The sequence below is a fragment of the Thermobacillus composti KWC4 genome (assembly GCF_000227705.2).
Lineage (GTDB): Bacteria > Bacillota > Bacilli > Paenibacillales > Paenibacillaceae > Thermobacillus > Thermobacillus xylanilyticus.
In genome coordinates this window covers 294527-318914 of sequence record NC_019897.1, presented here as the reverse complement: position 1 = coordinate 318914, position 24388 = coordinate 294527, and the positions used below count along the sequence as shown (strand labels likewise).

Below are 24388 nucleotides of genomic sequence, written 5' to 3'. Positions count from 1 at the left end.
ATTACCCCTCCTTAACCCAGAAGCTCTTCGACGGTTTTGCCGCGGAGGCGCGCCACATCTTCCGCCCGCTTCAGGCGAGACAACCCTTCGATCGTCGCGTTGACCATGTTGGTGGAGTTGGAAGAACCGAGCGATTTCGTCAGGATATCGCCGATGCCTGCCAGCTCGAGCACCGCCCGGACCGGACCGCCGGCGATGACGCCCGTACCTTCGGATGCCGGTTTCAGCAGGACTTTGCCTGCGCCGAAATGGCCGATGACCTGATGCGGAATCGTCGTGCCGACGATCGGCACATGGATCAGGTTCTTCTTCGCGTCTTCGATGCCTTTGCGGATCGCATCCGGCACTTCGGACGCCTTGCCGATCCCCGCGCCGACCCAGCCTTTGCCGTCGCCGACGACGACGAGCGCGCTGAAGCTGAAGCGGCGACCGCCCTTGACGACCTTCGATACGCGGTTGATGTGCACGACCTTCTCGGTCAATTCTAACGTATTCGGATCTACACGCAAGTCATATACCTCCTTATTGAGAGATGGATCAGAATTCGAGCCCGCCTTCGCGCGCAGCGTCGGCCAGCGCCTGGATGCGGCCGTGATACAGGTATCCGCCGCGGTCGAACACGACTTTGGCCACGCCTTTCTCTTTCGCGCGCCGTGCGATCAGTTCGCCGACTTGACGTGCGGCTTCGACGCTGCCGCCGTTGCCGATCTTGTCCCGCAGTTCCTTGTCGAGCGTCGATGCGGACGCGAGGGTGATCCCCTTCTCGTCGTCAATGAGCTGCGCGTAGATATGCTTCGAGGAGCGGAATACCGACAGACGCGGCCGTTCCGCCGTGCCGTTGATTTTCTTGCGAACCCGCAGATGCCGTTTCAGGCGGGCTTTGTTCTTGTCGATCTTCGTGATCATGCCAGGTTTCACTCCTTCCCGGGCTTATACGGCGTGCCGCCGCGGACGCTTGCCCGATGTACCGTCCTTCAGCGGCGCGGCCGATCATTTCTTCTTACCGGCCTTGCCTTCCTTGCGGAGAATCCGTTCGTCTTCGTATTTGATGCCTTTGCCCTTGTACGGTTCCGGCTCGCGTACGGCGCGGATCTTCGCGGCCGTTGCGCCGACGAGTTCCTTATCGATGCCTTTCACGACAATCTTCGTCTGCGAGGGCACTTCGAACTCGATGCCCTTGTCCGGCACGATCTCCACCGGGTGCGAGTAACCGACGTTCAGGACGATCTTGTCGCCTTGCTTGTTCACGCGGTAACCGACACCGACCAGTTCCAGGCTCTTGCTGAAGCCCTCGGTTACGCCGCTGACCATGTTGGCGATGACGCTGCGCGTCGTGCCGTGCAGGGAGCGGTGCAATTTATCGTCGGAAGGACGCTCGACCGACACGGCGCCGCCATCGACAACGACTTTCATGTCTTTATGCAGCTCGCGCGTCAGCGTACCCTTCGGACCTTTCACGGTAATGACATTGCCGTTCAGCGTGATGTCCACGCCGCTCGGAATGGCGATCGGTTTGCGGCCGATACGAGACATGTCGACACCTCCAATCGTTATAGCGGTCTTACCACACGTAGCAGATGACTTCGCCGCCCGTTTTCAGTTGGCGGGCCTGCTTGTCGGTCATGACGCCCTTGGACGTCGAGAGAATCGCGATGCCCAGACCGCCGAGCACGCGCGGAATTTCGTTCGCTTTCGTGTAAACGCGCAGACCCGGCTTGCTGATGCGCTTCAGCCCGGTGATGACACGTTCGTTGTTCGGTCCGTACTTCAGGAAGATGCGGATGATCCCCTGCTTGTTGTCTTCGATATATTCGGCATCGCGGATGAAGCCTTCATTCTTCAAGATCTCGGCGATCTGCCGTTTGATCTTCGAAGCCGGCATTTCCACGGTTTCGTGACGTACGGTGTTCGCGTTGCGGATACGCGTCAGCATATCTGCAATCGGATCGGACATAACCATTGGTTCGAGAACCTCCTTCCCGTGCCGGGTGAATTACCAGCTCGCTTTTTTCACGCCCGGAATCTGTCCCTTGTAGGCCAGTTCACGGAAACAGATCCGGCAAATCTTGAATTTCCGGAAGACGGAATGCGGACGGCCGCAGCGTTCGCAGCGCGTGTAAGCCCGCACTTTAAACTTCGGCTTGCGCTGCTGCTTCACTTTCATCGACGTCTTCGCCATAGGGTTCGCACCTCCTGCCTTCGGATTACTTCGCGAACGGCATGCCCAGCTGGGCCAGCAGCTCACGAGCTTCTTCGTCCGTCTTGGCCGTCGTGACGATGACGACGTCCATACCGCGCACCTTGTCGATCTTGTCGTACTCGATTTCCGGGAAGATCAGCTGCTCTCTCAAGCCGAGCGTGTAGTTGCCGCGTCCGTCGAACGCCTTCGTCGAGACGCCGCGGAAGTCGCGAACCCGCGGAAGCGCGACATTGAACAGTTTGTCGAGGAAGTAATACATCCGGTCGCCGCGCAGCGTCACCTTCACGCCGATCGGCATGCCCTCGCGGAGCTTGAATCCCGCGATCGATTTCTTCGCCCGGGTGACGACCGGTTTCTGGCCGGAAATCAGCCGCAGGTCTTCGACGGCCGCATCGAGCACTTTCGGGTTGCCGACCGCTTCGCCGACGCCCATGTTGATGACGACCTTCTCGACCTTCGGCACTTGCATGACCGTTGTATAGTTGAACTTCTGCATCAAAGCAGGCGTGATCTCGTTCAGGAATTTATCCTTCAGTCGTACTGCCATTCTTCACACGGACCTCCTTTCGTCTCGCGGATTAGTCGATGACTTCTCCGGAACGCTTCGCGACCCGGACTTTCTTGCCGTTCTCCAGCACCTTGTAGCCGATGCGCGTCGGCTTGCCGGTCTTCGGGTCGACATGCATCACGTTCGATACGTGAATCGGCGCTTCTTGTTCGATAATGCCGCCTTGCGGATTTTGCTGCGAAGGACGCGTATGCTTCTTCACCATGTTCACGCCTTCGACCAGCACCCGGTTCTCGCGCGGGAAAGCTGCGATGACGCGGCCTTTTTTGCCCTTGTCCTTGCCCGTGATGACGATGACCGTGTCATCCTTCTTCACGTGCAGCTTGTTGTTGTGCGACTCGAGAACTTTCTTCAGCCTGGGCATTCGTTACACCTCACTTCGACTGCAGGATTGGCTTGACTTTCTTGTTGAAGAGCGGTACGTTCCCGCTCTTGTGTGCTGTCCGATCAGATGACTTCCGGCGCCAGCGAGATGATCTTCATGAAATCCTTGTCGCGGAGTTCACGTGCGACAGGTCCGAAGATCCGCGTGCCGCGCGGGCTCTTGTCTTCCCGCACGATGACGGCGGCGTTCTCGTCGAACGAAATATAGGAACCGTCTTTGCGGCGCACAGGGCGTTTCGTGCGGACGATGACAGCTTTCACGACATCGCCTTTCTTGACAACGCCCCCGGGTGTTGCGGACTTGACGGAACATACGATCAGATCGCCGATGCGGCCCGTGCGGCGTCCCGTGCCGCCCAGAACGCGAATGCACATCAGTTCCTTCGCGCCGGAGTTGTCGGCAACGGCCAGGCGAGTGAACGGTTGAATCATGCTAGCGTCCTCCTTTCGGGAAAATGAAACCGAACATTACCTTACAGCACGACGGCTCTTTCGACGATTTCGACCAGACGGAACCGTTTGTCTTTCGACAGCGGGCGCGTTTCCATGATCTTCACGATATCGCCGATCTTTGCTTCGTTGTTCTCATCGTGCGCTTTGTATTTCTTCGTGTACTTGATCCGCTTGTGGTACAGCTTGTGCTTCTTGTACGTCTCGACCGCCACGACGATCGTCTTGTCCATTTTGTCGCTGACGACCCGTCCGATCTCCACTTTGCGGGAATTGCGTTCGCTCATGGTTTTCCTCCTTCCTCATCAAGAGAGGTTCGGTTCTTGCGGATGCTTACGGGCTTAAGCTTCAGCTGATGCCCAGTTCGCGTTCGCGGATGACGGTCTTCGCACGCGCAATCGCCTTGCGCACGTCGCGGATGCGCGTCGGGTTCTCCAGCTGGCCGGTAGCCAATTGGAAGCGAAGGTTGAAAAGCTCTTCCTTGTAGCCGGAAATCTTTTGTTCAATTTCGGCCGTCGTCAGGTTGCGGAAGTCGTTAGCTTTCATTTGCTTCACCACCCGCTTCTTCTCGTTTCACGAACTTCGTCTTCACCGGAAGCTTGTGGGACGCGAGACGCATCGCTTCACGAGCGACTTCTTCGGATACGCCCGCAAGTTCGAACATGATCTTGCCCGGTTTGACGACTGCTACCCACTTCTCGACGTTACCTTTACCGGAACCCATCCGGACTTCCAGCGGCTTCTGCGTGATCGGCTTGGACGGGAAAATCTTGATCCACACCTTGCCGCCCCGCTTGATGTAACGGGTCATCGCGATCCGCGCCGCCTCGATCTGCCGGTTCGTGATCCATGCCGGCTCGAGCGCCTGCAGACCGTATTCGCCGAATGCTACTTCCGTGCCGCCTTTGGCGCGGCCTTTCATTTTACCGCGTTGAACCTTGCGGTGTTTGACGCGCTTCGGTATCAACATGGGTCAGTTGCCTCCTTCCTGGACGGCAGCTTTCTTTCTCGCCGGGAGCACCTCACCGCGGTAGATCCATACTTTCACGCCGATGCGGCCGTAAGTCGTATGGGCTTCCGCCGTGCCGTAATCGATGTCCGCGCGCAGCGTGTGCAGCGGCACCGTGCCTTCGGTGTACCCTTCCGTACGGGCGATTTCCGCACCGCCGAGACGGCCGCTGACGCTGGCCTTGATGCCCTTCGCGCCGGCGCGCATCGTCCGCTGGATCGCCTGTTTCAGCGCGCGGCGGAACGAGATGCGGCGTTCAAGCTGCTGAGCGATCGATTCCGCGACAAGCGTCGCGTCCAGATCCGCTTGTTTGATCTCCAGAATATTGATGTGGACTTTCTTGCCCTTCGTAATCTTCGTCAATTCTGTGCGAAGATTTTCGACTTCCGCGCCGCCTTTGCCGATGACCATGCCCGGCTTCGCGGTGTGGATCGTCACGTTGACGCGGTTCGCCGCCCGTTCGATCTCGATGCGGGAGACCGCGGCGTCTTTCAGTTTCTTCTTCAGGAAATCACGGATTTTGACGTCTTCAAGCAGAAGGTCGCCGAAGTCTTTGCCGGCGTACCATTTGGATTCCCAATCCCGGATGATTCCGATGCGGAGACCGACCGGATTGACCTTTTGACCCACACGTGTCCCTCCTTATTTTTCAGATACCACCAGCGTAATGTGGCTCGTACGTTTCTTGATCGGGAATGCGCGGCCCTGGGCGCGGGGACGATACCGTTTCAACGTCGGCCCCTGGTTCACGTATGCCTGGGAAATGTAGAGCCGTTCTACGTTCATCTGGTAGTTATGTTCTGCATTCGCGACTGCCGAATTGAGCAGCTTTTCCACGATCGGGGATGCCGCCTTCGGCGTATGGCGCAGAATCGCGATCGCTTCACCCACGCTCTTGCCGCGGATCAGATCCACGACGAGCCGTGCCTTGCGCGGCGCGATGCGCACATAGTTCGCGTGTGCCTTCGCTTCTGGCATGGAAGAAACCTCCTCTCATGACATAGGCCTGTTCCGGCATGAACCGCTTGAGGCTGCATGTTCAAAACCGGCAGGCGCCGAATTATCTTCTGCCCGTCTTCTTGTCGTCGTCGGTGTGGCCTTTGAACGTACGCGTCGGCGCGAATTCGCCGAGTTTGTGGCCCACCATGTCTTCCGTTACATAAACCGGCACATGCTTGCGTCCGTCGTAGACGGCGAACGTATGGCCGACAAATTGCGGAAAAATCGTGGAACGGCGGGACCAGGTCTTGATGACGGCTTTCTTGTTGCTTGCGTTCAGTTCTTCGACTTTCTTCATCAGGTGATCGTCGACGAACGGTCCCTTCTTCAGGCTGCGACCCATCGGTGTTCCTCCCTTCGCTTAAATCGAGACCAAAGCCCGCCGGATCCGCGCGGGCGCTTCATGCGGCCCCCGCGCGGGTGCCAAGCTATCTACGCGGCGGGCGTTCGATCACTTCGTGCGGCTGCGAATAATGTACTTGCTCGACGCTTTCTTCTTCTTGCGCGTCTTGTAGCCGAGCGTCGGTTTGCCCCACGGCGACATCGGCGACTTGCGGCCGATCGGAGCGCGGCCTTCGCCGCCGCCGTGCGGGTGGTCGACCGGGTTCATGACGACACCGCGGACCGTCGGACGTCTGCCGAGCCAGCGGCTGCGGCCGGCCTTGCCGATCTTGATCAGCTCGTGGTCTTCATTGCCGACCGAACCGATCGTCGCGCGGCACGTCTTCAGGATGCGGCGCATTTCGCCGGACGTGAGACGGACAACGACATACTTGTCCTCTTTGCCGAGCAGCTGCGCTTCCGTACCGGCGGCGCGCACGAGCTGGCCGCCTTTGCCCGGGCGGAGCTCAATGTTGTGGATGACCGTACCGACCGGGATGTTCTCGAGCGGCAGCGCGTTGCCGACCTTGATGTCCGCGTTCGGACCGGACATGATCTCGTCGCCGACCTTCAGACCCTTCGGCGCGATGATGTAACGCTTCTCGCCGTCGACATAGTGAATTAGCGCGATGTTCGCCGTGCGGTTCGGATCGTATTCGATCGTCGCGACCTTGCCGACGATGCCGTCCTTGTTCCGTTTGAAGTCGATGATCCGGTATTTCCGTTTATGGCCGCCGCCGTGATGGCGGACCGTGATCTTGCCCTGGTTGTTGCGGCCCGCTTTCTTCTTCAGCGGCGCAAGCAGCGATTTCTCCGGGCGGTCCGTCGTAATTTCCTCGAACGTCGAGACCGACATGGCGCGCCGGGCCGGAGAAGTCGGTTTGTACTTCTTGATGGGCACGAATATCCCCTCCTTGTCTCAACAGAATCAGACGGACGCCTCGAAGAACTCGAGTTCCTTGCTGTCCGGGCTGAGCTGCACGATCGCTTTCTTCCATTCGCTCGTGTAGCCCTCATAACGGCCGTAGCGCTTCGGCTTGGCCGGAACGCGCATCGTGTTCACTTTCACGACCTTGACCTTGAAGATCTGTTCGACGGCGGACTTGATTTCCGTCTTCGTCGCCTTCAGATCCACTTCGAACACATAGCGTTTGTTCGCCATCAGTTCGCTCGACTCTTCGGTGATGACCGGACGTTTGATGATGTCGCGCGGGTCCTTCATTGCGCCAGCACCTCCTGTACTTTCAGTGCCGCGTCCTTCGTCATGATGAGCTTGTCGTGGACCATGACGTCACGCACATTGATGCCGTCAGCCGCAATGAATTTCACACCCGGAATGTTCCGTGCGGAAAGCGCCACGTTGTCGTCGTATTCCGCCGTCACGACAAGCGCCTTGCGGTCGACTTTCAGATTGTTCAGGATGCCGGCGAAATCCTTCGTCTTCGGCTTGGCGAGCTTCAGCTCATCCAGCACGATCAGTTCGCTCGCCCCCACTTTCGCGGACAGCGCCGAGCGGATCGCCAGCCGGCGGACTTTCTTCGGCAGCTTGAATCCGTACGTGCGCGGCAGAGGACCGAACACGGTGCCGCCGCCTTTCCATTGCGGAGCCCGGATGCTGCCTTGACGGGCGCGGCCCGTTCCTTTCTGTCTCCAGGGCTTGCGGCCGCCGCCGCTCACTTCCGAACGCCCCTTCGTTTTATGCGTACCGCGGCGCTCGGCGGCTTCCTGCAGCACGATCGCGCTGTGCAGCGCATGCACGTGCGGCTCGATTCCGAATACCGCATCGGACAGCTCGATCTCGCCTACCTGCGCCCCGCTCACATTGTATACTGCTACTTTCGGCATTTCATGTTCCTCCTTTCCTGCAAGAATCGGTTTATTTCTTCACCGAGGATCTGATTTTCACGAACGAGTTCTTCGCGCCCGGGATCGAGCCTTTCACGAGAATAACGTTGCGCTCGGCGTCGACGCGAATGACTTCGAGGTTCTGGATCGTGACGGTCTCGCTGCCCATGCGGCCCGCCAGATGCTTGCCCTTCGGCACGCGGTTCGCCTGGATGGAGCCCATCGAACCCGGTCCGCGATGGTACTTCGAACCGTGCGCCATCGGACCGCGTTGTTGACCCCACCGTTTGATGACGCCGGCGAAGCCTTTGCCCTTCGAAATGCCCGTCACGTCAACAAACTCGCCTTCCGCGAAAATATCCGCCTTGATCTCCTGGCCAACTTCATATTCGCCCGGGTTGACCCCGCGGATTTCTTTTACGTAGCGCTTGGGAGCCGTGCCGGCTTTCTTCGCGTGGCCGACTTCCGGCTTGATCGGGTTCTTCTTGTCGGCAAAACCGAGCTGGATCGCTTCGTAGCCGTCGGTCTCCCGATCCTTCTTCTGGAGCACGACGCACGGGCCGGCCTCGATGACCGTAACCGGTACGACGGAGCCGTCAGCCGCGAAGACTTGCGTCATCCCCAGCTTTCTGCCCAAGATACCTTTCATGTTGACACCTCATTTCCTCTCATGCATATAATAGCCGCCCTTCGCGGCCTGGGCCTTACAGTTTGATCTCGATGTCGACGCCGGACGGCAGGTCCAGACGCATCAGCGCATCGACCGTCTGCGGCGTGGGATTCACAATGTCAATGAGACGCTTGTGCGTGCGCATCTCGAATTGTTCACGGGAATCCTTGTACTTGTGCACCGCCCGCAGAATCGTGATGACTTGCTTCTCCGTCGGAAGCGGAATCGGACCGGACACCCCGGCGCCGGAACGCTTCGCCGTCTCGACGATTTTCTCCGCGGACTGGTCGAGAATTCGGTGATCGTATGCCTTGAGACGGATACGGATCTTTTGCTTTGCTGCCATATGAGTCCCTCCTTCTATCGCCCAATTTGGTAATCGGACATACTCCGCGAGAATAACCCGACAGGCTCCCTATGGCAAAGGGGCCGGGTGTGTCGGCAACCTCCCGCATCATCGCAACGTCGCAGACCAACATGCAATATTATAGCGAAACACCCGGGCGTTTGCAATCTTTTTTCTTTGCGGGACGAATCAAGCATCCGAACCAATAAAAAAGGAAGAGCGGCGGCTTGCGCCGTCACTCTCCCAGCACCCGTTCGATATCTTCCAGCACCAGCTGTCCCGCGATGGCGCCGCTGTACAGCCAGCTGCGGTTCTTGTCCATCTCGTAGACATGTCCCGCTTTGACGGCGGGGATCGTCTTCCAGAGGTCGCTCTCGATCAGCGAGTCCGTCTGGCCTTCTTCGTAGTTCACCAGGAAAATGTAGTCCGCCGTCAGTTCCGACAGTTTCTCGAGCGATATCGGATTCCACGATGCGCGGTTCTCTTCCGGAATCTCGGTCATGATGTTCGGCGGGTTCACGCCCAGATCGCCGTACACGACCGCGCCGCTCGCCGTCTTCGTGTCGACCATGTAGAACTGCTTGGCGGTCAGCCACAGGATGGCGATCGATTTGCCTTCAAGCTTGCCCTCGAGCTTGGCTTTCGTCTCCTGCACTTTTTGATCGTAAGCTTCGAGCGCGGCTTTCGCTTTTTCTTCCTTGCCGAGCACTTCGCCGATCTTGCTCAGCGCGGCGCGCCAGTCGGCCGTCGTCTCGTCGCTGAGGACGAAAGTCGGCGCAATCTTGCCGGGTGTTGGATGCGTTCATTTAACCACCTGCTCACAAAGACAAAGCCACCGTCCCAACGGGAACCAGTGGCTTCGAAAATCAGCCGCAATCTCGGAAGGCTGCAGATCTTTCGCATGCCGGAGCGGCCCGTCAACCGTTCGTCACGGCATTCGCCTGCTTGCCGTAAGCCCGATCTTCCTGTTCGCTCTTCACCTGCTGATGCTCGCGGTTCTTCGCCGTACGCAGGCTTTCGCGGAACAGCTCGAACGGCAGACAGAGCGGCACGCCGGTGCGCGGATCGAACAGAATATCGGCTTCGATCCCGAATACTTCGCGGAGCACTTCCTTCGTCGTCACTTTCGCCGGTTCGCCTTCGGCCACGATCTTGCCGGACTTGATCGCGACCATGTGATGCGCATAACGCGTGGCGTGGTTCAGATCGTGCACGACCATGACGATCGTTCGGCCTTGCTCTTCATTGAGCTGCTGCAGCAGCTTCAGCACCTCGAGCTGATGCGCCATATCGAGATAGGTCGTCGGCTCGTCCAGGAACAATATTTCCGTCTGCTGCGCGAGCGCCATCGCAATCCATGCCCGCTGCCGCTGACCGCCGGACAACTGATCAACCGCACGGTCGGCAAATGAAACAAGACCGGTCATCTCGATCGCCCACTCCACGATCTCACGGTCTTCCCGGCTCATCGTGCCGAAGCCTTTCTGATGCGGATAGCGGCCGTAGCCGACCAGTTCGCGGACCGTAAGCCCTTCGGGCGCAACGGGATTCTGGGGCAGAATCGCCAGCTGTTTCGCCACTTCCCGCGTCGATTGCGAGTGGATCGCCTTCCCGTCGAGCAGCACGCTGCCGCGCTGGGGTTTCATGATGCGGGCCATCGTCTTCAAAATCGTCGATTTGCCCGACCCGTTCGAACCTACCAGGGCGGTAATCTTGCCCGTCGGTATGCTCAGGTTCAGACCGTCCACAATCAGCCGTTCGTCATAGCCAATCGCCAGGTCTTGCGTTATCAGTCTGTCCAAGGCGCCTCATCCTCTCCGGTCGCCTGCCGCAGTCAGGCCATATCCATCACAGTCGGATTCGAAAAATCAATCGGCTTCGCAGCCGCGCCCGATCCTTCATCCACCCTGCTGGTCAAATCAATCCGTCTATTATGATAATGGTTCTCATTATCGTCGTCAATGATCTGCTTGCAATCCGGCAAGAAAATCGGCTGACATCGTGACGGACGTGAAAAAACAAGCGGCCGTTTGACAGCAGTTGCTGCCAAACGGCCGTGCAATATGCGGCTTGGAGCCGCGCCTCATTACTTCAGGATCGAAGCAACGGCACCTGCGCCTACCGTACGGCCGCCTTCGCGGATAGCGAAGCGCGTACCTTCTTCGATAGCGATCGGAGCGATCAGTTCAACCGTCAGGGTGACGTTGTCGCCCGGCATAACCATCTCGGTGCCTTCCGGCAGTTCGATAACGCCCGTTACGTCCGTCGTCCGGAAGTAGAATTGCGGACGGTAGCCCGTGAAGAACGGTTTGTGGCGGCCGCCTTCTTCCTTCGTCAGGACGTAAACTTGAGCCGTGAATTTCGTGTGCGGGTTAACCGAGCCCGGTTTAACCAGAACTTGGCCGCGCTCGATTTCCTTGCGCTCTACGCCGCGGAGCAGCGCGCCGATGTTGTCGCCGGCTTGCGCTTGGTCGAGCAGCTTACGGAACATTTCAACGCCCGTAACGACCGTTTTCTTCGTTTCGTCTTGCAGACCGACGATTTCAACTTCGTCGCCGACTTTAACCGTACCGCGCTCGACGCGGCCCGTTGCAACCGTACCGCGGCCGGTGATCGTGAATACGTCTTCGACCGGCATGAGGAACGGCTTGTCGACGTCGCGTTCCGGCGTCGGGATGTAGGAGTCGATCGCTTCGAACAGTTCAACGATCTTGTCAGCCCACGGACCGTCCGGATTTTCGAGCGCTTCGCGAGCGGAACCGCGGATGATCGGCGTGTCGTCGCCCGGGAACTCGTATTCGCTCAGCAGGTCGCGAACTTCCATTTCAACGAGTTCGAGCAGCTCTTCGTCTTCAACCATGTCGCACTTGTTCAGGAATACGACGATGTACGGAACGCCGACCTGACGGGAGAGCAGGATGTGCTCGCGCGTTTGCGGCATCGGGCCGTCAGCAGCGGATACGACGAGGATTGCGCCGTCCATCTGAGCTGCACCCGTGATCATGTTCTTGACGTAGTCGGCGTGGCCCGGGCAGTCAACGTGCGCATAGTGGCGGTTCGGCGTTTCGTACTCGACGTGTGCGGTCGAGATCGTGATGCCGCGCTCGCGCTCTTCCGGAGCCTTGTCGATTTGGTCGTAAGCGACTGCAGCGCCGCCGCCATACTTCTTCGACAGAACCGTCGTGATGGCGGCCGTCAGCGTCGTCTTACCATGGTCGACGTGACCGATGGTGCCGATGTTGACGTGCGGTTTCGTACGTTCGAATTTAGCCTTAGCCATTGAACCATTTCCTCCTTGGGATGATGGATTGGGTTATGTGTGGAGCGGGGCGCGGCGCAAGGCGCCGCGACATCCGTCCTGTAACCACATCGGTTATGTCGTCATGCAGGCTTACTCGTTGCTGCTTCCCTTGTACTTCGCGATGATCTCGTCCGCAATCGACTTCGGAACTTCCTCATAGTGGGACAGTTCCATCGAGAACACCCCGCGGCCTTGCGTGCCCGAACGAAGCGTCGTCGAGTAGCCGAACATTTCGCCGAGCGGCACCTTCGCGCGGATGATTTGCGCGCCTGCGCGCGTATCCGTGCCCTCGATGCGTCCGCGGCGGGAGCTGAGCGTGCCCATGACGTCGCCGAAGTATTCTTCCGGCACCGTGACCTCGACCTTCATGATCGGCTCGAGGAGCACAGGGTTACACTTGTCCTTCGCGGCCTTGAGCGCCAGCGAACCGGCGATCTTGAACGCCATTTCGGACGAGTCGACGTCGTGGTACGAACCGTCGACGAGCGTAGCCTTGATGTCGACCATCGGATAACCGGCGAGGACGCCGTTGCGCATCGCTTCTTCGATACCGGCTTGAACGGCCGGCACGTATTCTTTCGGAACGACGCCGCCGACGATCTTGTTCTCGAACACGAAGCCCGCGCCTTGCTCAAGCGGTTCGAATTCGATCCAGACGTGGCCGTATTGACCGCGGCCGCCCGACTGGCGGACGAATTTGCCTTCGACGCGCGCCGGCGTGCGGAACGTCTCGCGGTATGCGACCTGCGGCTTGCCGACGTTCGTCTCGACCTTGAATTCCCGTTTCAGACGGTCGACGATGATCTCCAGATGGAGCTCGCCCATGCCGGCGATGATCGTCTGGCCGGTCTCTTCGTCCGTGTAGGCACGGAACGTCGGGTCTTCTTCGGAGAGCTTCGACAGCGCGACGCCAAGTTTGTCCTGGTCGTTCTTCGTCTTCGGCTCGATCGCGACCTCGATGACCGGTTCCGGGAAGTTCATCGATTCCAGGATAACCGGATGCTTCTCGTCGCAGAGCGTGTCGCCCGTCGTCGTGTCCTTCAGGCCGACGGCAGCGGCGATGTCGCCCGCATACACTTCCGTGATCTCCTCGCGATGGTTCGCGTGCATCTGCAGAATCCGGCCGATCCGTTCGCGCTTGCCCTTCGTGGCGTTCAGCACGTACGAACCGGAGTTCAGGATGCCGGAGTAGACGCGGAAGAACGTCAGCTTACCGACATAGGGGTCGGTCATGATCTTGAATGCGAGTGCCGCGAACGGCTCGTCGTCGGACGACTTGCGCGTCGTCTCCGTGCCGTCTTCGAGCGTGCCCTTGATGTCCGGCACGTCAACCGGCGACGGCAGATATTCGATGACGGCGTCCAGCATCAATTGAACGCCTTTGTTCCGGTACGAAGAGCCGCAGACGACCGGGAAAATCTGAACGGAACATACGCCTTTGCGCAGTGCCGCCTTCAGTTCCGGAACGGTGATCTCTTCGCCTTCCAGATACTTCATCATGAGCTCTTCGTCGATTTCAGCGACCTTCTCGACGAGCTCATTGCGAAGCTCTTCGGCCTTGTCGGCCAGGTCGGCCGGAATGTCCCCGACTTCGATATCTTTGCCGAGGTCGTCTTTGTAGAAGTACGCTTTCCGCTCGATCAGGTCAATGATGCCGCGGAAATCGTTCTCGGCGCCGATCGGCAGCTGGATCGCGACGGCGTTCGCCTGCAGACGATCGCGCATGTCCTGGACGACGGCGAGGTAATCCGCGCCGATAATGTCCATCTTGTTGACATAGGCGATCCGCGGCACGCCGTACTTGTCCGCCTGGCGCCAGACGGTCTCGGACTGCGGTTCAACGCCTTCCTTCGCGCTGAACACGGCTACTGCTCCGTCCAGCACGCGCAGGGAACGCTCGACTTCGACGGTGAAGTCGACGTGGCCCGGAGTGTCGATGATATTGATCCGGTGACCTTTCCATTGAGCGGTCGTCGCGGCGGATGTAATCGTGATGCCGCGTTCCTGCTCCTGTTCCATCCAGTCCATCGTCGCGGAGCCTTCATGCGTCTCGCCGATCTTGTGGGTGCGGCCGGTATAGAACAGGATGCGCTCCGTGGTGGTCGTCTTGCCGGCGTCAATATGGGCCATGATCCCGATATTGCGCGTATCTTTCAAGGAGAACTGTCTAGGCATGCTGTTGTCTCCTTCCGAAATCTGAATCCTACCAGCGGTAGTGCGCGAACGCCTTGTTCGCCTCGGCCATCTTGTGCGTGTCTTCGCGCTTCTTCACGGCAGCGCCCGTGTTGTTCGAAGCGTCGATGATCTCTGCGGCCAGGCGTTCCTGCATCGTCTTCTCGCCGCGGGTGCGGGCGTAGTTGACGAGCCAGCGGAGGCCAAGGGACGTCCGGCGTTCCGGTCTGACTTCCACCGGAACCTGGTAGTTCGCGCCGCCGACGCGGCGAGCCTTGACTTCGAGCACCGGCATGACATTCTTGAGAGCGGCCTCGAATACTTCCATCGGGTCCTTGCCCGTGCGCTCACGGACAATCTCGAACGCTTCGTACAGGATTCTGGACGCGACTCCGCGCTTGCCGTCGATCATGATGCGGTTGATGAGCCGCGTGACCAGCTTGCTGTTGTAGATCGGGTCCGGCAGCACATCGCGCTTCGGCACCGGTCCTTTGCGTGGCATGGATCCAACCTCCTTCCATCATGTTTCTCCATCGTCAGCCGATCTATTACTTCTTCGCTTCCTTCGGGCGCTTCGCGCCGTACTTGGAGCGGCCTTGCTTGCGGTTGTTCACGCCGGCCGTATCCAGCGCACCGCGGACGATATGATAGCGGACGCCCGGGAGGTCCTTGACCCGGCCGCCGCGGATCAGCACGACGCTGTGCTCCTGGAGATTGTGGCCGATACCCGGAATGTATGCCGTGACTTCAACGCGGTTCGTCAGACGAACCCGCGCGTATTTCCGCAGGGCGGAGTTCGGCTTCTTCGGCGTCATCGTGCCGACGCGGGTACAGACGCCCCGCTTCTGCGGCGAGCTGATGTTGGTCGCTTCACGCTTGAGCGCGTTGAAACCCCGTTGCAGCGCCGGCGATTTCGACTTGACGACCTTGGCTTTGCGGCCTTTGCGCACGAGTTGGTTGATTGTTGGCATGTTGCCACCCCCTTCCTTGGGCGAATCGGTTCATCAGCTGCGTGTCTCAAGTCCACAGATCCAGGCGGTTCATCTTGAAGCAGGCAAAGGCCCGAGCCGCGATTCCTTGGCGAAATCCGGCGCGAACGCTGTCTGCTTTACGGTCCATCCGGAATCCAGGCGGCCGAGGCGGCCCCGACGTCGATCCCGCAATGCTTGCCGAGATCGGCCATCCGGTCCACCCATTCGACCTCGATCTCCGCTTTGCGGCAGAGCTCCACAAGCTTGCCCGTCAACCGAGGATCTGCATCGCGCGCGACGAATACCCGCGCGGCCAATCCTTGCTCCACAGCTTTCGTCGTTTGCTTGGTGCCGATCTTCCAGGGCATGGAGACTCCTCTCTTTCGCGAAGGCGCACGATCCCCATCCTTACAGGCACACTCCGATATAGTATCACCTGCTGCCAGGGTGTGTCAAGCAAAACGGCTTGCAATGGCATCTTCCAAAACCGTGCACCCATTTGCGGTGAAAGATCAGTCATTTGACAAGCGAGCTGCCTGTCGGGTCTGATCTTTCAAGCCAGACGGCTGACGCCTCTCATTGAGAGACTTGTCCGTTTTGCGGCCGGTCGGCTCGAAATCTCCCTCCGACAGCCGCCGGGCCGGCCCGGACGATCGGTTCGTCCGGCCGGCCCAGGCCGCCTTCCTCGGAATCGGGTCAAACGTTATCCTCGGATGTGTGCCGCATCCGATGCGCCCTGACGGAAGGTCCGGCGCATCAGGATTCGACCGCTACGCCTTCAAGCACTTCTTCCGATTGCTGCTCGTCTTCTTCCAGACCGGCGAAGCGAATGTTCCGGTAATGGGCCATGCCCGTGCCCGCCGGAATCAGCTTGCCGATAATGACGTTCTCCTTCAGGCCGAGCAGCTGGTCGACCTTGCCCTTGATCGCGGCGTCCGTGAGCACGCGCGTCGTCTCCTGGAACGATGCGGCGGACAGGAAGGAGTCCGTCTCGAGCGACGCCTTCGTGATGCCGAGCAGCACCGGCTTCGCGACGGCCGGCTCCTTGCCCGCGAGAATCGCTTCGCGGTTCGCCGCCTCGTACTCGTGGATGTCGACGTAAGAACCCGGCAGGAGCTGCGTGTCACCCGCATCGACGATCCGGATTTTCCGGAGCATCTGCTTGATCATGACCTCGATATGCTTGTCGTTGATCTCGACGCCCTGGTTCCGGTAGACGCGCTGCACTTCCTGCAGGATGTAGTTCTGCACGCCGCGGATACCCTTGATCCGGAGCATCTCCTTCGGGTCGATCGAACCGTCCGTCAGCTCGTCGCCCGCTTCGACGCGGTCGCCGATGTTCACGCGGATGCGCGAACCGTAGCTGACCGAGTAAACCTTCGTCTCCGCTTCGCCTTCGACTTCGATCTCGCGCCGGTCTTTCGCGTCGCGGATATCCTTGACGACGCCGTCGATCTCGGAGATCGTCGCCTGGCCTTTCGGATTCCGGGCTTCGAACAGCTCCTGGATCCGCGGCAGACCTTGCGTGATGTCGTCGCCGGCGACGCCGCCCGTGTGGAACGTCCGCATCGTAAGCTGCGTACCCGGCTCGCCGATCGACTGGGCCGCGATGATGCCGACCGCTTCGCCGATCTCGACATGCTTGCCGGTCGCCAGGTTCCGGCCGTAGCAGATCTTGCAGACGCCGTGGCGGGCGCGGCAGCTGAGCACGGAGCGGATCTCCAGCTTCTCGATGCCGGCGGCGATGATCTTCTCCGCGATCTCGGCATCGATCATTTCGCCCTTGCCGACGATGATCTCGCCCGTCTCCGGATGGCGCACCGCCGCCGCCGTGTAGCGGCCTTCGATCCGGTCGTACAGATCCTCGATGACTTCCTTGCCGTCGTGGATCTTCGTGACGGTGATGCCTTTATCCGTGCCGCAGTCTTCTTCGCGCACGATGACGTCCTGCGCGACGTCGACGAGACGGCGGGTCAGATAACCCGAGTCCGCGGTCCGGAGCGCCGTGTCGGCGAGACCTTTCCGCGCGCCGTGCGTCGAGATGAAGTACTCGAGGACCGTCAGCCCTTCGCGGAAGTTCGATTTGATCGGGAGCTCGAAGATCCGGCCGGACGGCGTCGCCATCAGGCCGCGCATGCCGCCGAGCTGCGTGATCTGCGACTTGTTGCCCCGCGCCTTCGAATCGACCATGAGCATGATCGAGTTGTAGCGGTCCATCGATTTCATGAGCACGTCCGTGATCCGGTCCTTCGTCTGGCCCCAGATCTCGATGACGCGGTCGTACCGCTCCTCGTCCGTGATGAGGCCGCGGCGGTACTGGTTCGTGACGACCCTGACCTTCTCCTCGGACTCGGCGAGAATCTCCTTCTTCGCATCCGGCACGACAACGTCCGAAATCGCGATCGTGATGCCGGCCCGCGTCGAGTACGTGAAGCCGAGCTGCTTGATCTTGTCGAGAATGATCGACGTTGTCGTCGTCTGGTACAGGCGGAAGCATTCCGCGATGATCTGACCGAGATATTCCTTGCCCACCGCGCTGGCGATCGGGAGCTGGGCGATGTACGCGTTCACGTCCGCGCCCTTCTCCTTGACGAACCAGCGTTCCGGCGTGCCCTTGAGCAGGTTGTCCTTCGTCGCTTCGTTGATGTACGGGAACGTGTCCGGGAAAATCTCGTTGAAAATCAGTTTCCCGACCGTCGTCACGATGAGCGAGCGCTCCTGCTCTTCCGTGAACATCTTCTTGTTCAGCGCGCGCGCCGGGATGACGATCCGCGCGTGAAGCGACACGATGTCGCGGTGGTACGCGGAGATCGCTTCGTTCACCGTGGCGAACATCATGCCCGTGCCCTTCGCCTCGGGATTGTCCATCGTCAGATAGTAGCTGCCGAGGACCATGTCCTGCGAAGGCGTAACGACCGGCTTGCCGTCCTTCGGGTTCAGGATGTTGCCCGAAGCGAGCATGAGCAGGCGCGCCTCCGCCTGCGCTTCAGCCGAGAGCGGCACGTGCACGGCCATCTGGTCGCCGTCGAAGTCGGCGTTGTACGCCGTACAGACGAGCGGGTGCAGCTTGATCGCGCGGCCTTCGACGAGCGTCGGCTCGAACGCCTGGATGCCGAGGCGGTGGAGCGTCGGCGCGCGGTTCAGCAGCACCGGGTGCTCGCGGATGACTTCCTCGAGCACGTCCCAGACTTCCGGGCTCACGCGCTCGACCTTGCGCTTCGCGCTCTTGATGTTGTGCGCGAGCCCCTTGTTCACGAGCTCCTTCATGACGAACGGCTTGAACAGCTCCAGCGCCATCTCCTTCGGCAGGCCGCACTGATACATCTTCAGGCTCGGCCCGACGACGATGACGGAACGGCCGGAGTAGTCGACCCGTTTGCCGAGCAGGTTCTGACGGAACCGGCCCTGCTTGCCCTTCAGCATATGGCTGAGCGATTTCAGCGGACGGTTGCCCGGTCCGGTAACCGGACGGCCGCGGCGGCCGTTGTCGATCAGCGCGTCAACGGCTTCCTGCAGCATCCGCTTCTCGTTCTGCACGATGATGTCCGGCGCGCCGAGATCGAGCAGCCGCTTCAGCCGGTTGTTCCGGTTGATGACGCGGCGGTACAGGTCGTTCAGGTCGCTCGTCGCGAACCGGCCGCCGTCCAGCTGCACCATCGGGCGCAGTTCCGGCGGAATGACCGGCAGCACGTCGAGAATCATCCATTCCGGACGGTTGCCCGAATTGCGGAACGCCTCAAGCACCTCAAGCCGCTTGATCGCGCGGTTGCGGCGCTGGCCTTGCGCCGTGCGCAGTTCTTCCTTGAGGATATCGATCTCGCGGTCGAGGTCGATGTCCATCAGGAGCTTCTTGATCGCTTCGGCGCCCATGCCGGCCTGGAAGCCGTAGCCGTACTTCTCGCGGTAGCTGCGGTATTCCTTCTCGGAGAGGAGCTGCTTCTTCTCCAGCGGCGTGTCGCCCGGGTCGGTCACGACATAGGATGCGAAGTAGATGACCTCCTCGAGCGAACGCGGCGACATGTCGAGCGCCAGCCCCATCCGGCTCGGAATCCCTTTGAAATACCAGATATGCGACACCGGAGCGGCCAGCTCGATGTGGCCCATCCGCTCGCGGCGCACCTTCGCGCGCGTCACTTCGACGCCGCAGCGGTCGCAGACGACGCCTTTGTAACGCACGCGCTTGTACTTGCCGCAGTGGCACTCCCAGTCCTTCGTCGGACCGAAAATTTTCTCGCAGAACAGCCCTTCCTTCTCGGGTTTGAGCGTCCGATAGTTGATCGTCTCGGGTTTCTTCACTTCTCCGCGCGACCAGGAACGGATCTTGTCCGGAGAAGCCAGACCGATCTTCATAAACTCGAAGTTGTTAACATCCAACAAGGAGCAACCCTCCTTCAGTCTCTGCCGCGAGGCAGGCGAAGCCGCCCGCTGGACGGGGCGGCGATGCCTTGTCTGACGATGAAGTCACGTGGCGCCGATCACTCGATGCCGACTTCCGATCCTTCGAGGTTCAGGTTGAGCTTGTCGCCCGCGCCGTCTTCCTCGTCGTCGATCTCCCTCATCTCGATCTCTTCTTCGTTCTCGGTCAGGATCTTCACGTCCATGCCGAGGCTCTGAAGCTCCTTGATGAGGACCTTGAACGACTCCGGAACGCCCGGTTCGGGGACGTTTTCGCCCTTGACGATCGATTCGTACGTCTTCACCCGTCCGACGACGTCGTCGGATTTGACGGTCAGGATCTCCTGCAATGTATAGGCGGCGCCGTATGCTTCAAGCGCCCACACTTCCATCTCGCCGAACCGCTGGCCGCCGAACTGCGCCTTGCCGCCCAGCGGCTGCTGGGTGACGAGCGAGTACGGACCGGTCGAACGGGCGTGGATCTTGTCGTCGACCATGTGGGCCAGCTTGATCATGTACATGACGCCGACGGTGACTTCCCGCTCGAACGGTTCGCCCGTCCGGCCGTCGTACAGGATCGTCTTGCCGTTGCGCTGCATGCCGGCTTCTTCCATCGCGTTGAACACGTCTTCCTCGTTCGCGCCGTCGAAGACCGGCGTCGCGGCGTAGATTCCCATCCGCTTGCACGCCATGCCGAGGTGCACTTCGAGCACCTGGCCGATGTTCATCCGCGACGGAACGCCGAGCGGGTTCAGCACGACATCGACCGGCGTGCCGTCCGGCAGGAACGGCATGTCTTCCTCCGGCATGATGCGCGCGATGACACCCTTGTTGCCGTGGCGTCCGGCCATCTTGTCGCCTTCGGAAATCTTCCGCTTCTGCGCGATGTACACGCGCACGAGCTGGTTCACGCCCGGCGGCAGCTCGTCGCCGTTCTCGCGGGTGAACACCTTGACGTCGACGACGATGCCGTCGGTGCCGTGCGGCACGCGGAGCGATGTGTCGCGCACTTCGCGCGCCTTCTCGCCGAAGATCGCGTGCAGCAGCCGCTCTTCCGCCGTCAGCTCGGTCACGCCCTTCGGCGTCACCTTGCCGACGAGGATGTCGCCCGCGCTGATCTCGGCGCCGACGCGGATGATGCCGCGTTCGTCGAGGTTCTTCAGCGCGTCTTCACCGACGTTCGGAATGTCGCGCGTAATCTCTTCGGGTCCGAGCTTCGTGTCGCGCGCTTCGGACTCGTATTCTTCGATATGAATCGAGGTGTACACGTCTTCCTTGACCAGCTTCTCGCTGAGCAGGATCGCGTCCTCGTAGTTGTACCCTTCCCAGGTCATGAAGGCGACGACGACGTTGCGGCCGAGCGCCAGTTCGCCCTGGTCGGTCGACGGACCGTCCGCCAGAATGTCGCCTTTCTTCACGAACTCGCCCTTCTTCACGATCGGGCGCTGGTTGATGCAGGTGCCCTGGTTCGAACGTTCGAACTTGTGCAGCTTGTATTTCACGAGATCGCCGGTCACCTGCTTGCCGTCGATCGTCTCGACGCGGCGCAGCCAGATCTCGTTCGCGGTGACGCGCTCGATGATGCCGTCGTACTTCGAGACGATGCAGACGCCCGAGTCCTTCGCCGCCTTGTACTCCATGCCGGTGCCGACGAGCGGCGCTTCCGGCACGAGCAGCGGCACGGCCTGACGCTGCATGTTCGCGCCCATGAGCGCGCGGTTCGAGTCGTCGTTCTCAAGGAACGGAATGAGCGCCGTCGCGACGGAAACCACCTGTTTCGGCGACACGTCCATGTAGTCGACGCGGTCGCTCGGCATCGTCAGGATGTTGTCCGCCTGCTTGTTGTAGCGGACGATCACCATGTCGTCCGCGAATTTGCCTTCCGGCGTCAGCGCGGCGTTCGCCTGCGCGATGACGTAGTTGTCCTCTTCATCCGCCGTCATATAATCGATATGGTCCGTGACGATGCCCGTCTCCGGATCGACGCGGCGGTACGGCGCCTCGATGAAGCCGTACTCGTTGATCCGCGCGTACGTCGACAGCGAGTTGATCAGGCCGATGTTCGGACCTTCCGGCGTCTCGATCGGACACATCCGGCCGTAGTGGGACGGATGGACGTCGCGCACTTCGAAGCCCGCGCGTTCCCGCGTGAGACCCCCCGGACCGAGCGCGGACAGCCGGCGCTTGTGCGTAAGCTCGGCCAGCGGGTTCGTCTGGTCCATGAACTGCGACAGCTGCGAGCTGCCGAAGAATTCCTTGATCGCCGCGATGACCGGACGGATGTTGATCAGCGCCTGCGGCGTGATCGCATTCGCGTCCTGGATCGACATCCGCTCGCGGACGACGCGTTCCATCCGGGAGAGGCCGATGCGGAACTGGTTCTGCAGCAGCTCGCCGACCGAACGGAGGCGGCGGTTGCCGAGGTGGTCAATGTCGTCCGTGCTGCCGATGCCGTGCAGCAGATTGATGAAATAGTTGATCGACGCGATGATGTCGGCCGGCGTAATGTGCTTGACCGACTTGTCGATATTGCCGTTCGAGATGATCTTGACGATCTTCCCGTCCTCATTGGGCGAGAATACGCTGATTGCCTGAAGGGGAATACTGTCGGCATCCAGCACCCCGTTCGCGACATGGTACGTCTTGAAGCCGACGCCGCCATCCAGGTACGGCGTAATCTGATCAAGCAGCCGGCGGTCGATCACCTGTCCCGCTTCGGCGATAATCTCGCCGGTCGACGGATCGACGAGCGTCTCCGCGAGCCGCTGGTTGAACAGCCGGTTCTTGATATTCAGCTTCTTGTTGATTTTGTAACGGCCCACGTTCGCCAGGTCATACCGCTTCGGATCGAAGAAACGGGCGACGAGCAGACTCTTCGCGTTCTCGAGCGTCGGCGGTTCGCCCGGACGGAGCCGTTCATAGATTTCGATGAGCGCCTTCTCGACGGAATCGGTGTTGTCCTTGTCGAGGGTGTTGCGGATGAACTCATCCTGACCGAGCAAGTCGAGAATTTCGGCATCCGTGCCGAAACCGAGGGCGCGGAGCAGCACGGTGACAGGAATCTTCCGCGTGCGGTCGATCCGGACGTAGATGATGTCCTTCGCGTCCGTCTCGAGCTCGAGCCATGCGCCGCGGTTCGGAATAACCGTCGCCGTGTAGGTTTTCTTGCCGTTCTTGTCAACCTTCGTGCTGAAGTACACGCTGGGGGATCGGACCAACTGGCTGACAATGACGCGTTCCGCGCCGTTGATGATGAACGTGCCGGTCTCGGTCATGAGCGGAAAATCGCCCATGAACACCTCCTGCTCCTTCACCTCGCCGGTCTCCTTGTTGATGAGGCGCACCTTGACGCGGAGCGGAGCGGCGTACGTCACATCGCGTTCCTTCGCATCATCCACCGTATATTTCGGTTCGCCCAAGGAATAGTCGATGAACTCGAGCGACAAGTTGCCCGTGAAATCCGTAATCGGCGAAATGTCCTGGAACAGCTCGAGCAGATCGCGCTCCAGAAATTTCTGATACGATTTCTGCTGGATTTCAATCAGGTTCGGTACTTCGAGCACTTCTTTGATGCGGGAATAGCTCCTGCGCGTGCGTCGGCCATACTGAACGAGATGTCCTGCCAACTTTACCCCACCCCTCATGGTTGACTTGCAGCCTTGCCTTGCTATATGATCAATCCGCCGCGGTATTTAGCGGCGGCCTGAAAACGCCCATAGACGAAAGAAAGGCCTTACCGGACGCATGCGCCCGGTTAAAGACCGTCGTGCCGCGAATCGCCGCCGAACCGGTACCTGCCGCGCGCGGGCAGCCGCGAAAACGGAAAACGGCCGAAGCGCCGCACTCCTCCGGTTGAGGCAGAAATCCCCATATGTTTAATCATTTTCACCGAAAAGACAGCCATTATACCTGAATCCGCCGGATCATGGACACGGTCCGTTCCGCCTATTGAAATTTGCACTTGACAAACGGCGGACAAAAGACTTGTGCCCTATTTTAATGCTGACATTTTATAATGATACCACAGGCAAGAAGGCGAGTCAACAAATGTTTGACCGTTCCGCCCGCAGAATGCAATAACCTTTGTCCCGTGCCGACATCCTCACGTTGTCTGCTCCGAAAATTTCTTCCAGCTTCGCTTCGGCCGAAGGAGCCCCCTGTTTCTTCTGGATGACGACCCACAGGGCGCCGCCCGGGACCAGCCGCTCAAAAGCCTCTTCGAAAATCCGATGCACGACCGCCTTCCCGGCCCGGATCGGCGGATTGGTCAGCACGGCGTCGAAGGTCTGATCGCGCACCGCCTCGAACAGATCGCTTTCCAGAATCGTCACATTGCGGATGCCGTTCCGTTCCGCGTTCTCGCGCGCCAGCTTCACGGCCCGCTCGTTGATGTCAATCATGGTGACGTGCGCGGACGGCCGCGCGGCCGCGATCGCGAGGCCGATCGGGCCGTAACCGCAGCCGACGTCCAGCACGCGCGCGCCGTCCGGGATGTCCGCCGTCTCGATCAGCAGCCTGCTGCCGAAGTCGACGCCCGATTTCGAAAAGACCCCCGCATCCGTTGCAAATGCCAGCCGTCTGCCGCGCAGCACCGCTTCGATCCGCTTTCGGTCGCTGACAGACCGCGGCGTCTTCGTGTAATAGTGTTCGGACATGCAGCACACCTCCCGGCCGGTTGCCGCGCACCTGGCCATAAT

General features: G+C 60.1%; 29 protein-coding genes. All 29 read right to left on the bottom strand.

The features are described from left to right. Window positions 1–11: 11 nt before the first annotated feature. Entirely contained in the window at window positions 12–509 is a 498-nt protein-coding gene (rpsE, locus tag THECO_RS01440) for a 30S ribosomal protein S5 (RefSeq protein WP_015253305.1), read from the bottom strand. 28 nt (window positions 510–537) lie between these two features. Next, a complete protein-coding gene (gene rplR / locus THECO_RS01435) occupies window positions 538–906 on the bottom strand; it encodes a 50S ribosomal protein L18 (RefSeq protein WP_015253304.1) in 369 nt (122 codons plus the stop codon). Window positions 907–990: 84 nt separating this feature from the next. Beyond that, on the bottom strand, window positions 991–1533 hold the full coding sequence (gene rplF, locus THECO_RS01430; protein WP_015253303.1) for a 50S ribosomal protein L6: 543 nt from the start codon (window positions 1531–1533) through the stop codon (window positions 991–993). 28 nt (window positions 1534–1561) lie between these two features. Beyond that, a complete protein-coding gene (rpsH, locus tag THECO_RS01425; RefSeq protein ID WP_015253302.1) occupies window positions 1562–1960 on the bottom strand; it encodes a 30S ribosomal protein S8 in 399 nt (132 codons plus the stop codon). A 33-nt stretch (window positions 1961–1993) separates the two neighbouring features. Beyond that, the gene (locus THECO_RS01420) at window positions 1994–2179 is read right to left on the bottom strand and encodes a type Z 30S ribosomal protein S14 (protein ID WP_015253301.1); all 186 of its coding nucleotides are present in this window, start codon (window positions 2177–2179) and stop codon (window positions 1994–1996) included. Between the two features lie 25 nt (window positions 2180–2204). Then, window positions 2205–2747 (bottom strand): 50S ribosomal protein L5, encoded by a 543-nt coding sequence (gene rplE, locus THECO_RS01415; RefSeq protein WP_015253300.1) that lies wholly within the window; start codon window positions 2745–2747, stop codon window positions 2205–2207. Between the two features lie 31 nt (window positions 2748–2778). Beyond that, window positions 2779–3132, bottom strand: a complete 354-nt coding sequence (gene rplX, locus THECO_RS01410) for a 50S ribosomal protein L24 (protein ID WP_015253299.1) — start codon at window positions 3130–3132, stop codon at window positions 2779–2781. A gap of 83 nt (window positions 3133–3215) precedes the next feature. Further along, window positions 3216–3584, bottom strand: coding sequence for a 50S ribosomal protein L14 (gene rplN, locus THECO_RS01405; RefSeq protein WP_015253298.1), 369 nt, complete (start codon window positions 3582–3584; stop codon window positions 3216–3218). Between the two features lie 41 nt (window positions 3585–3625). After that, window positions 3626–3889, bottom strand: a complete 264-nt coding sequence (gene rpsQ, locus THECO_RS01400) for a 30S ribosomal protein S17 (RefSeq protein WP_015253297.1) — start codon at window positions 3887–3889, stop codon at window positions 3626–3628. A 61-nt stretch (window positions 3890–3950) separates the two neighbouring features. Then, complete coding sequence (rpmC, locus tag THECO_RS01395; RefSeq protein ID WP_015253296.1) at window positions 3951–4148, bottom strand: 50S ribosomal protein L29; 198 nt, start codon at window positions 4146–4148, stop codon at window positions 3951–3953. Further along, window positions 4138–4572, bottom strand: a complete 435-nt coding sequence (gene rplP / locus THECO_RS01390; RefSeq protein ID WP_015253295.1) for a 50S ribosomal protein L16 — start codon at window positions 4570–4572, stop codon at window positions 4138–4140. Before rplP ends, rpmC begins: the two co-directional genes overlap by 11 nt. A 3-nt stretch (window positions 4573–4575) precedes the next feature. Beyond that, entirely contained in the window at window positions 4576–5241 is a 666-nt protein-coding gene (rpsC, locus tag THECO_RS01385) for a 30S ribosomal protein S3 (protein ID WP_015253294.1), read from the bottom strand. Between the two features lie 12 nt (window positions 5242–5253). Then, window positions 5254–5589: a 50S ribosomal protein L22 gene (gene rplV / locus THECO_RS01380; protein ID WP_015253293.1), complete on the bottom strand. Its 336-nt coding sequence runs from the start codon at window positions 5587–5589 to the stop codon at window positions 5254–5256. Window positions 5590–5671: 82 nt separating this feature from the next. After that, window positions 5672–5953: a 30S ribosomal protein S19 gene (rpsS, locus tag THECO_RS01375; protein ID WP_015253292.1), complete on the bottom strand. Its 282-nt coding sequence runs from the start codon at window positions 5951–5953 to the stop codon at window positions 5672–5674. A gap of 108 nt (window positions 5954–6061) precedes the next feature. After that, on the bottom strand, window positions 6062–6892 hold the full coding sequence (gene rplB, locus THECO_RS01370) for a 50S ribosomal protein L2 (RefSeq protein ID WP_015253291.1): 831 nt from the start codon (window positions 6890–6892) through the stop codon (window positions 6062–6064). Between the two features lie 27 nt (window positions 6893–6919). Next, window positions 6920–7213, bottom strand: a complete 294-nt coding sequence (gene rplW / locus THECO_RS01365) for a 50S ribosomal protein L23 (protein ID WP_015253290.1) — start codon at window positions 7211–7213, stop codon at window positions 6920–6922. Next, complete coding sequence (rplD, locus tag THECO_RS01360) at window positions 7210–7836, bottom strand: 50S ribosomal protein L4 (protein ID WP_015253289.1); 627 nt, start codon at window positions 7834–7836, stop codon at window positions 7210–7212. The genes rplW and rplD overlap by 4 nt, the downstream gene beginning before the upstream one ends. A gap of 31 nt (window positions 7837–7867) precedes the next feature. After that, complete coding sequence (gene rplC / locus THECO_RS01355) at window positions 7868–8485, bottom strand: 50S ribosomal protein L3 (RefSeq protein WP_015253288.1); 618 nt, start codon at window positions 8483–8485, stop codon at window positions 7868–7870. A gap of 55 nt (window positions 8486–8540) precedes the next feature. Continuing rightward, on the bottom strand, window positions 8541–8852 hold the full coding sequence (rpsJ, locus tag THECO_RS01350) for a 30S ribosomal protein S10 (protein WP_015253287.1): 312 nt from the start codon (window positions 8850–8852) through the stop codon (window positions 8541–8543). Between the two features lie 235 nt (window positions 8853–9087). Next, window positions 9088–9633: an ABC transporter substrate-binding protein gene (locus THECO_RS01345; protein WP_083883021.1), complete on the bottom strand. Its 546-nt coding sequence runs from the start codon at window positions 9631–9633 to the stop codon at window positions 9088–9090. A 136-nt stretch (window positions 9634–9769) separates the two neighbouring features. Beyond that, window positions 9770–10654: an ABC transporter ATP-binding protein gene (locus THECO_RS01340; RefSeq protein WP_015253286.1), complete on the bottom strand. Its 885-nt coding sequence runs from the start codon at window positions 10652–10654 to the stop codon at window positions 9770–9772. A 284-nt stretch (window positions 10655–10938) separates the two neighbouring features. After that, complete coding sequence (tuf, locus tag THECO_RS01335; RefSeq protein WP_015253285.1) at window positions 10939–12132, bottom strand: elongation factor Tu; 1194 nt, start codon at window positions 12130–12132, stop codon at window positions 10939–10941. Between the two features lie 111 nt (window positions 12133–12243). Then, entirely contained in the window at window positions 12244–14328 is a 2085-nt protein-coding gene (gene fusA / locus THECO_RS01330) for an elongation factor G (protein ID WP_015253284.1), read from the bottom strand. A gap of 28 nt (window positions 14329–14356) precedes the next feature. Continuing rightward, complete coding sequence (gene rpsG, locus THECO_RS01325; RefSeq protein ID WP_015253283.1) at window positions 14357–14827, bottom strand: 30S ribosomal protein S7; 471 nt, start codon at window positions 14825–14827, stop codon at window positions 14357–14359. 46 nt (window positions 14828–14873) lie between these two features. After that, window positions 14874–15296, bottom strand: a complete 423-nt coding sequence (rpsL, locus tag THECO_RS01320; RefSeq protein WP_015253282.1) for a 30S ribosomal protein S12 — start codon at window positions 15294–15296, stop codon at window positions 14874–14876. Between the two features lie 137 nt (window positions 15297–15433). Continuing rightward, the gene (locus THECO_RS01315; protein ID WP_015253281.1) at window positions 15434–15664 is read right to left on the bottom strand and encodes a ribosomal L7Ae/L30e/S12e/Gadd45 family protein; all 231 of its coding nucleotides are present in this window, start codon (window positions 15662–15664) and stop codon (window positions 15434–15436) included. A gap of 388 nt (window positions 15665–16052) precedes the next feature. Beyond that, window positions 16053–19673 (bottom strand): DNA-directed RNA polymerase subunit beta', encoded by a 3621-nt coding sequence (gene rpoC, locus THECO_RS01310; RefSeq protein ID WP_015253280.1) that lies wholly within the window; start codon window positions 19671–19673, stop codon window positions 16053–16055. Between the two features lie 98 nt (window positions 19674–19771). After that, window positions 19772–23335, bottom strand: coding sequence for a DNA-directed RNA polymerase subunit beta (gene rpoB / locus THECO_RS01305; RefSeq protein WP_198285761.1), 3564 nt, complete (start codon window positions 23333–23335; stop codon window positions 19772–19774). A 396-nt stretch (window positions 23336–23731) separates the two neighbouring features. Next, complete coding sequence (locus tag THECO_RS01300) at window positions 23732–24346, bottom strand: class I SAM-dependent methyltransferase (RefSeq protein WP_015253278.1); 615 nt, start codon at window positions 24344–24346, stop codon at window positions 23732–23734. Window positions 24347–24388: the final 42 nt, after the last annotated feature.

Excerpts from the sequence above, each read along its gene's own strand:
- rplX (WP_015253299.1), bottom strand. The coding sequence starts at position 3,132 with ATGCCCAGGCTGAAGAAAGTTCTCGAGTCGCACAACAACAAGCTGCAC.
- THECO_RS01315 (WP_015253281.1), bottom strand. The coding sequence starts at position 15,664 with ATGCCCTGGAAGATCGGCACCAAGCAAACGACGAAAGCTGTGGAGCAA.
- rplE (WP_015253300.1), bottom strand. The coding sequence starts at position 2,747 with ATGGCAGTACGACTGAAGGATAAATTCCTGAACGAGATCACGCCTGCT.
- rplP (WP_015253295.1), bottom strand. The coding sequence starts at position 4,572 with ATGTTGATACCGAAGCGCGTCAAACACCGCAAGGTTCAACGCGGTAAA.
- rpsQ (WP_015253297.1), bottom strand. The coding sequence starts at position 3,889 with ATGAGCGAACGCAATTCCCGCAAAGTGGAGATCGGACGGGTCGTCAGC.
- tuf (WP_015253285.1), bottom strand. The coding sequence starts at position 12,132 with ATGGCTAAGGCTAAATTCGAACGTACGAAACCGCACGTCAACATCGGC.
- rpoB (WP_198285761.1), bottom strand. The coding sequence starts at position 23,335 with ATGAGGGGTGGGGTAAAGTTGGCAGGACATCTCGTTCAGTATGGCCGA.
- rplF (WP_015253303.1), bottom strand. The coding sequence starts at position 1,533 with ATGTCTCGTATCGGCCGCAAACCGATCGCCATTCCGAGCGGCGTGGAC.
- rpsL (WP_015253282.1), bottom strand. The coding sequence starts at position 15,296 with ATGCCAACAATCAACCAACTCGTGCGCAAAGGCCGCAAAGCCAAGGTC.
- rpsJ (WP_015253287.1), bottom strand. The coding sequence starts at position 8,852 with ATGGCAGCAAAGCAAAAGATCCGTATCCGTCTCAAGGCATACGATCAC.
- rpsH (WP_015253302.1), bottom strand. The coding sequence starts at position 1,960 with ATGGTTATGTCCGATCCGATTGCAGATATGCTGACGCGTATCCGCAAC.
- THECO_RS01300 (WP_015253278.1), bottom strand. The coding sequence starts at position 24,346 with ATGTCCGAACACTATTACACGAAGACGCCGCGGTCTGTCAGCGACCGA.
- rplD (WP_015253289.1), bottom strand. The coding sequence starts at position 7,836 with ATGCCGAAAGTAGCAGTATACAATGTGAGCGGGGCGCAGGTAGGCGAG.
- rplN (WP_015253298.1), bottom strand. The coding sequence starts at position 3,584 with ATGATTCAACCGTTCACTCGCCTGGCCGTTGCCGACAACTCCGGCGCG.
- THECO_RS01420 (WP_015253301.1), bottom strand. The coding sequence starts at position 2,179 with ATGGCGAAGACGTCGATGAAAGTGAAGCAGCAGCGCAAGCCGAAGTTT.
- rplW (WP_015253290.1), bottom strand. The coding sequence starts at position 7,213 with ATGAAGGACCCGCGCGACATCATCAAACGTCCGGTCATCACCGAAGAG.
- rplC (WP_015253288.1), bottom strand. The coding sequence starts at position 8,485 with ATGAAAGGTATCTTGGGCAGAAAGCTGGGGATGACGCAAGTCTTCGCG.
- rpmC (WP_015253296.1), bottom strand. The coding sequence starts at position 4,148 with ATGAAAGCTAACGACTTCCGCAACCTGACGACGGCCGAAATTGAACAA.
- fusA (WP_015253284.1), bottom strand. The coding sequence starts at position 14,328 with ATGCCTAGACAGTTCTCCTTGAAAGATACGCGCAATATCGGGATCATG.
- rplR (WP_015253304.1), bottom strand. The coding sequence starts at position 906 with ATGATCACGAAGATCGACAAGAACAAAGCCCGCCTGAAACGGCATCTG.
- rpsS (WP_015253292.1), bottom strand. The coding sequence starts at position 5,953 with ATGGGTCGCAGCCTGAAGAAGGGACCGTTCGTCGACGATCACCTGATG.
- rpsG (WP_015253283.1), bottom strand. The coding sequence starts at position 14,827 with ATGCCACGCAAAGGACCGGTGCCGAAGCGCGATGTGCTGCCGGACCCG.
- rplV (WP_015253293.1), bottom strand. The coding sequence starts at position 5,589 with ATGCCAGAAGCGAAGGCACACGCGAACTATGTGCGCATCGCGCCGCGC.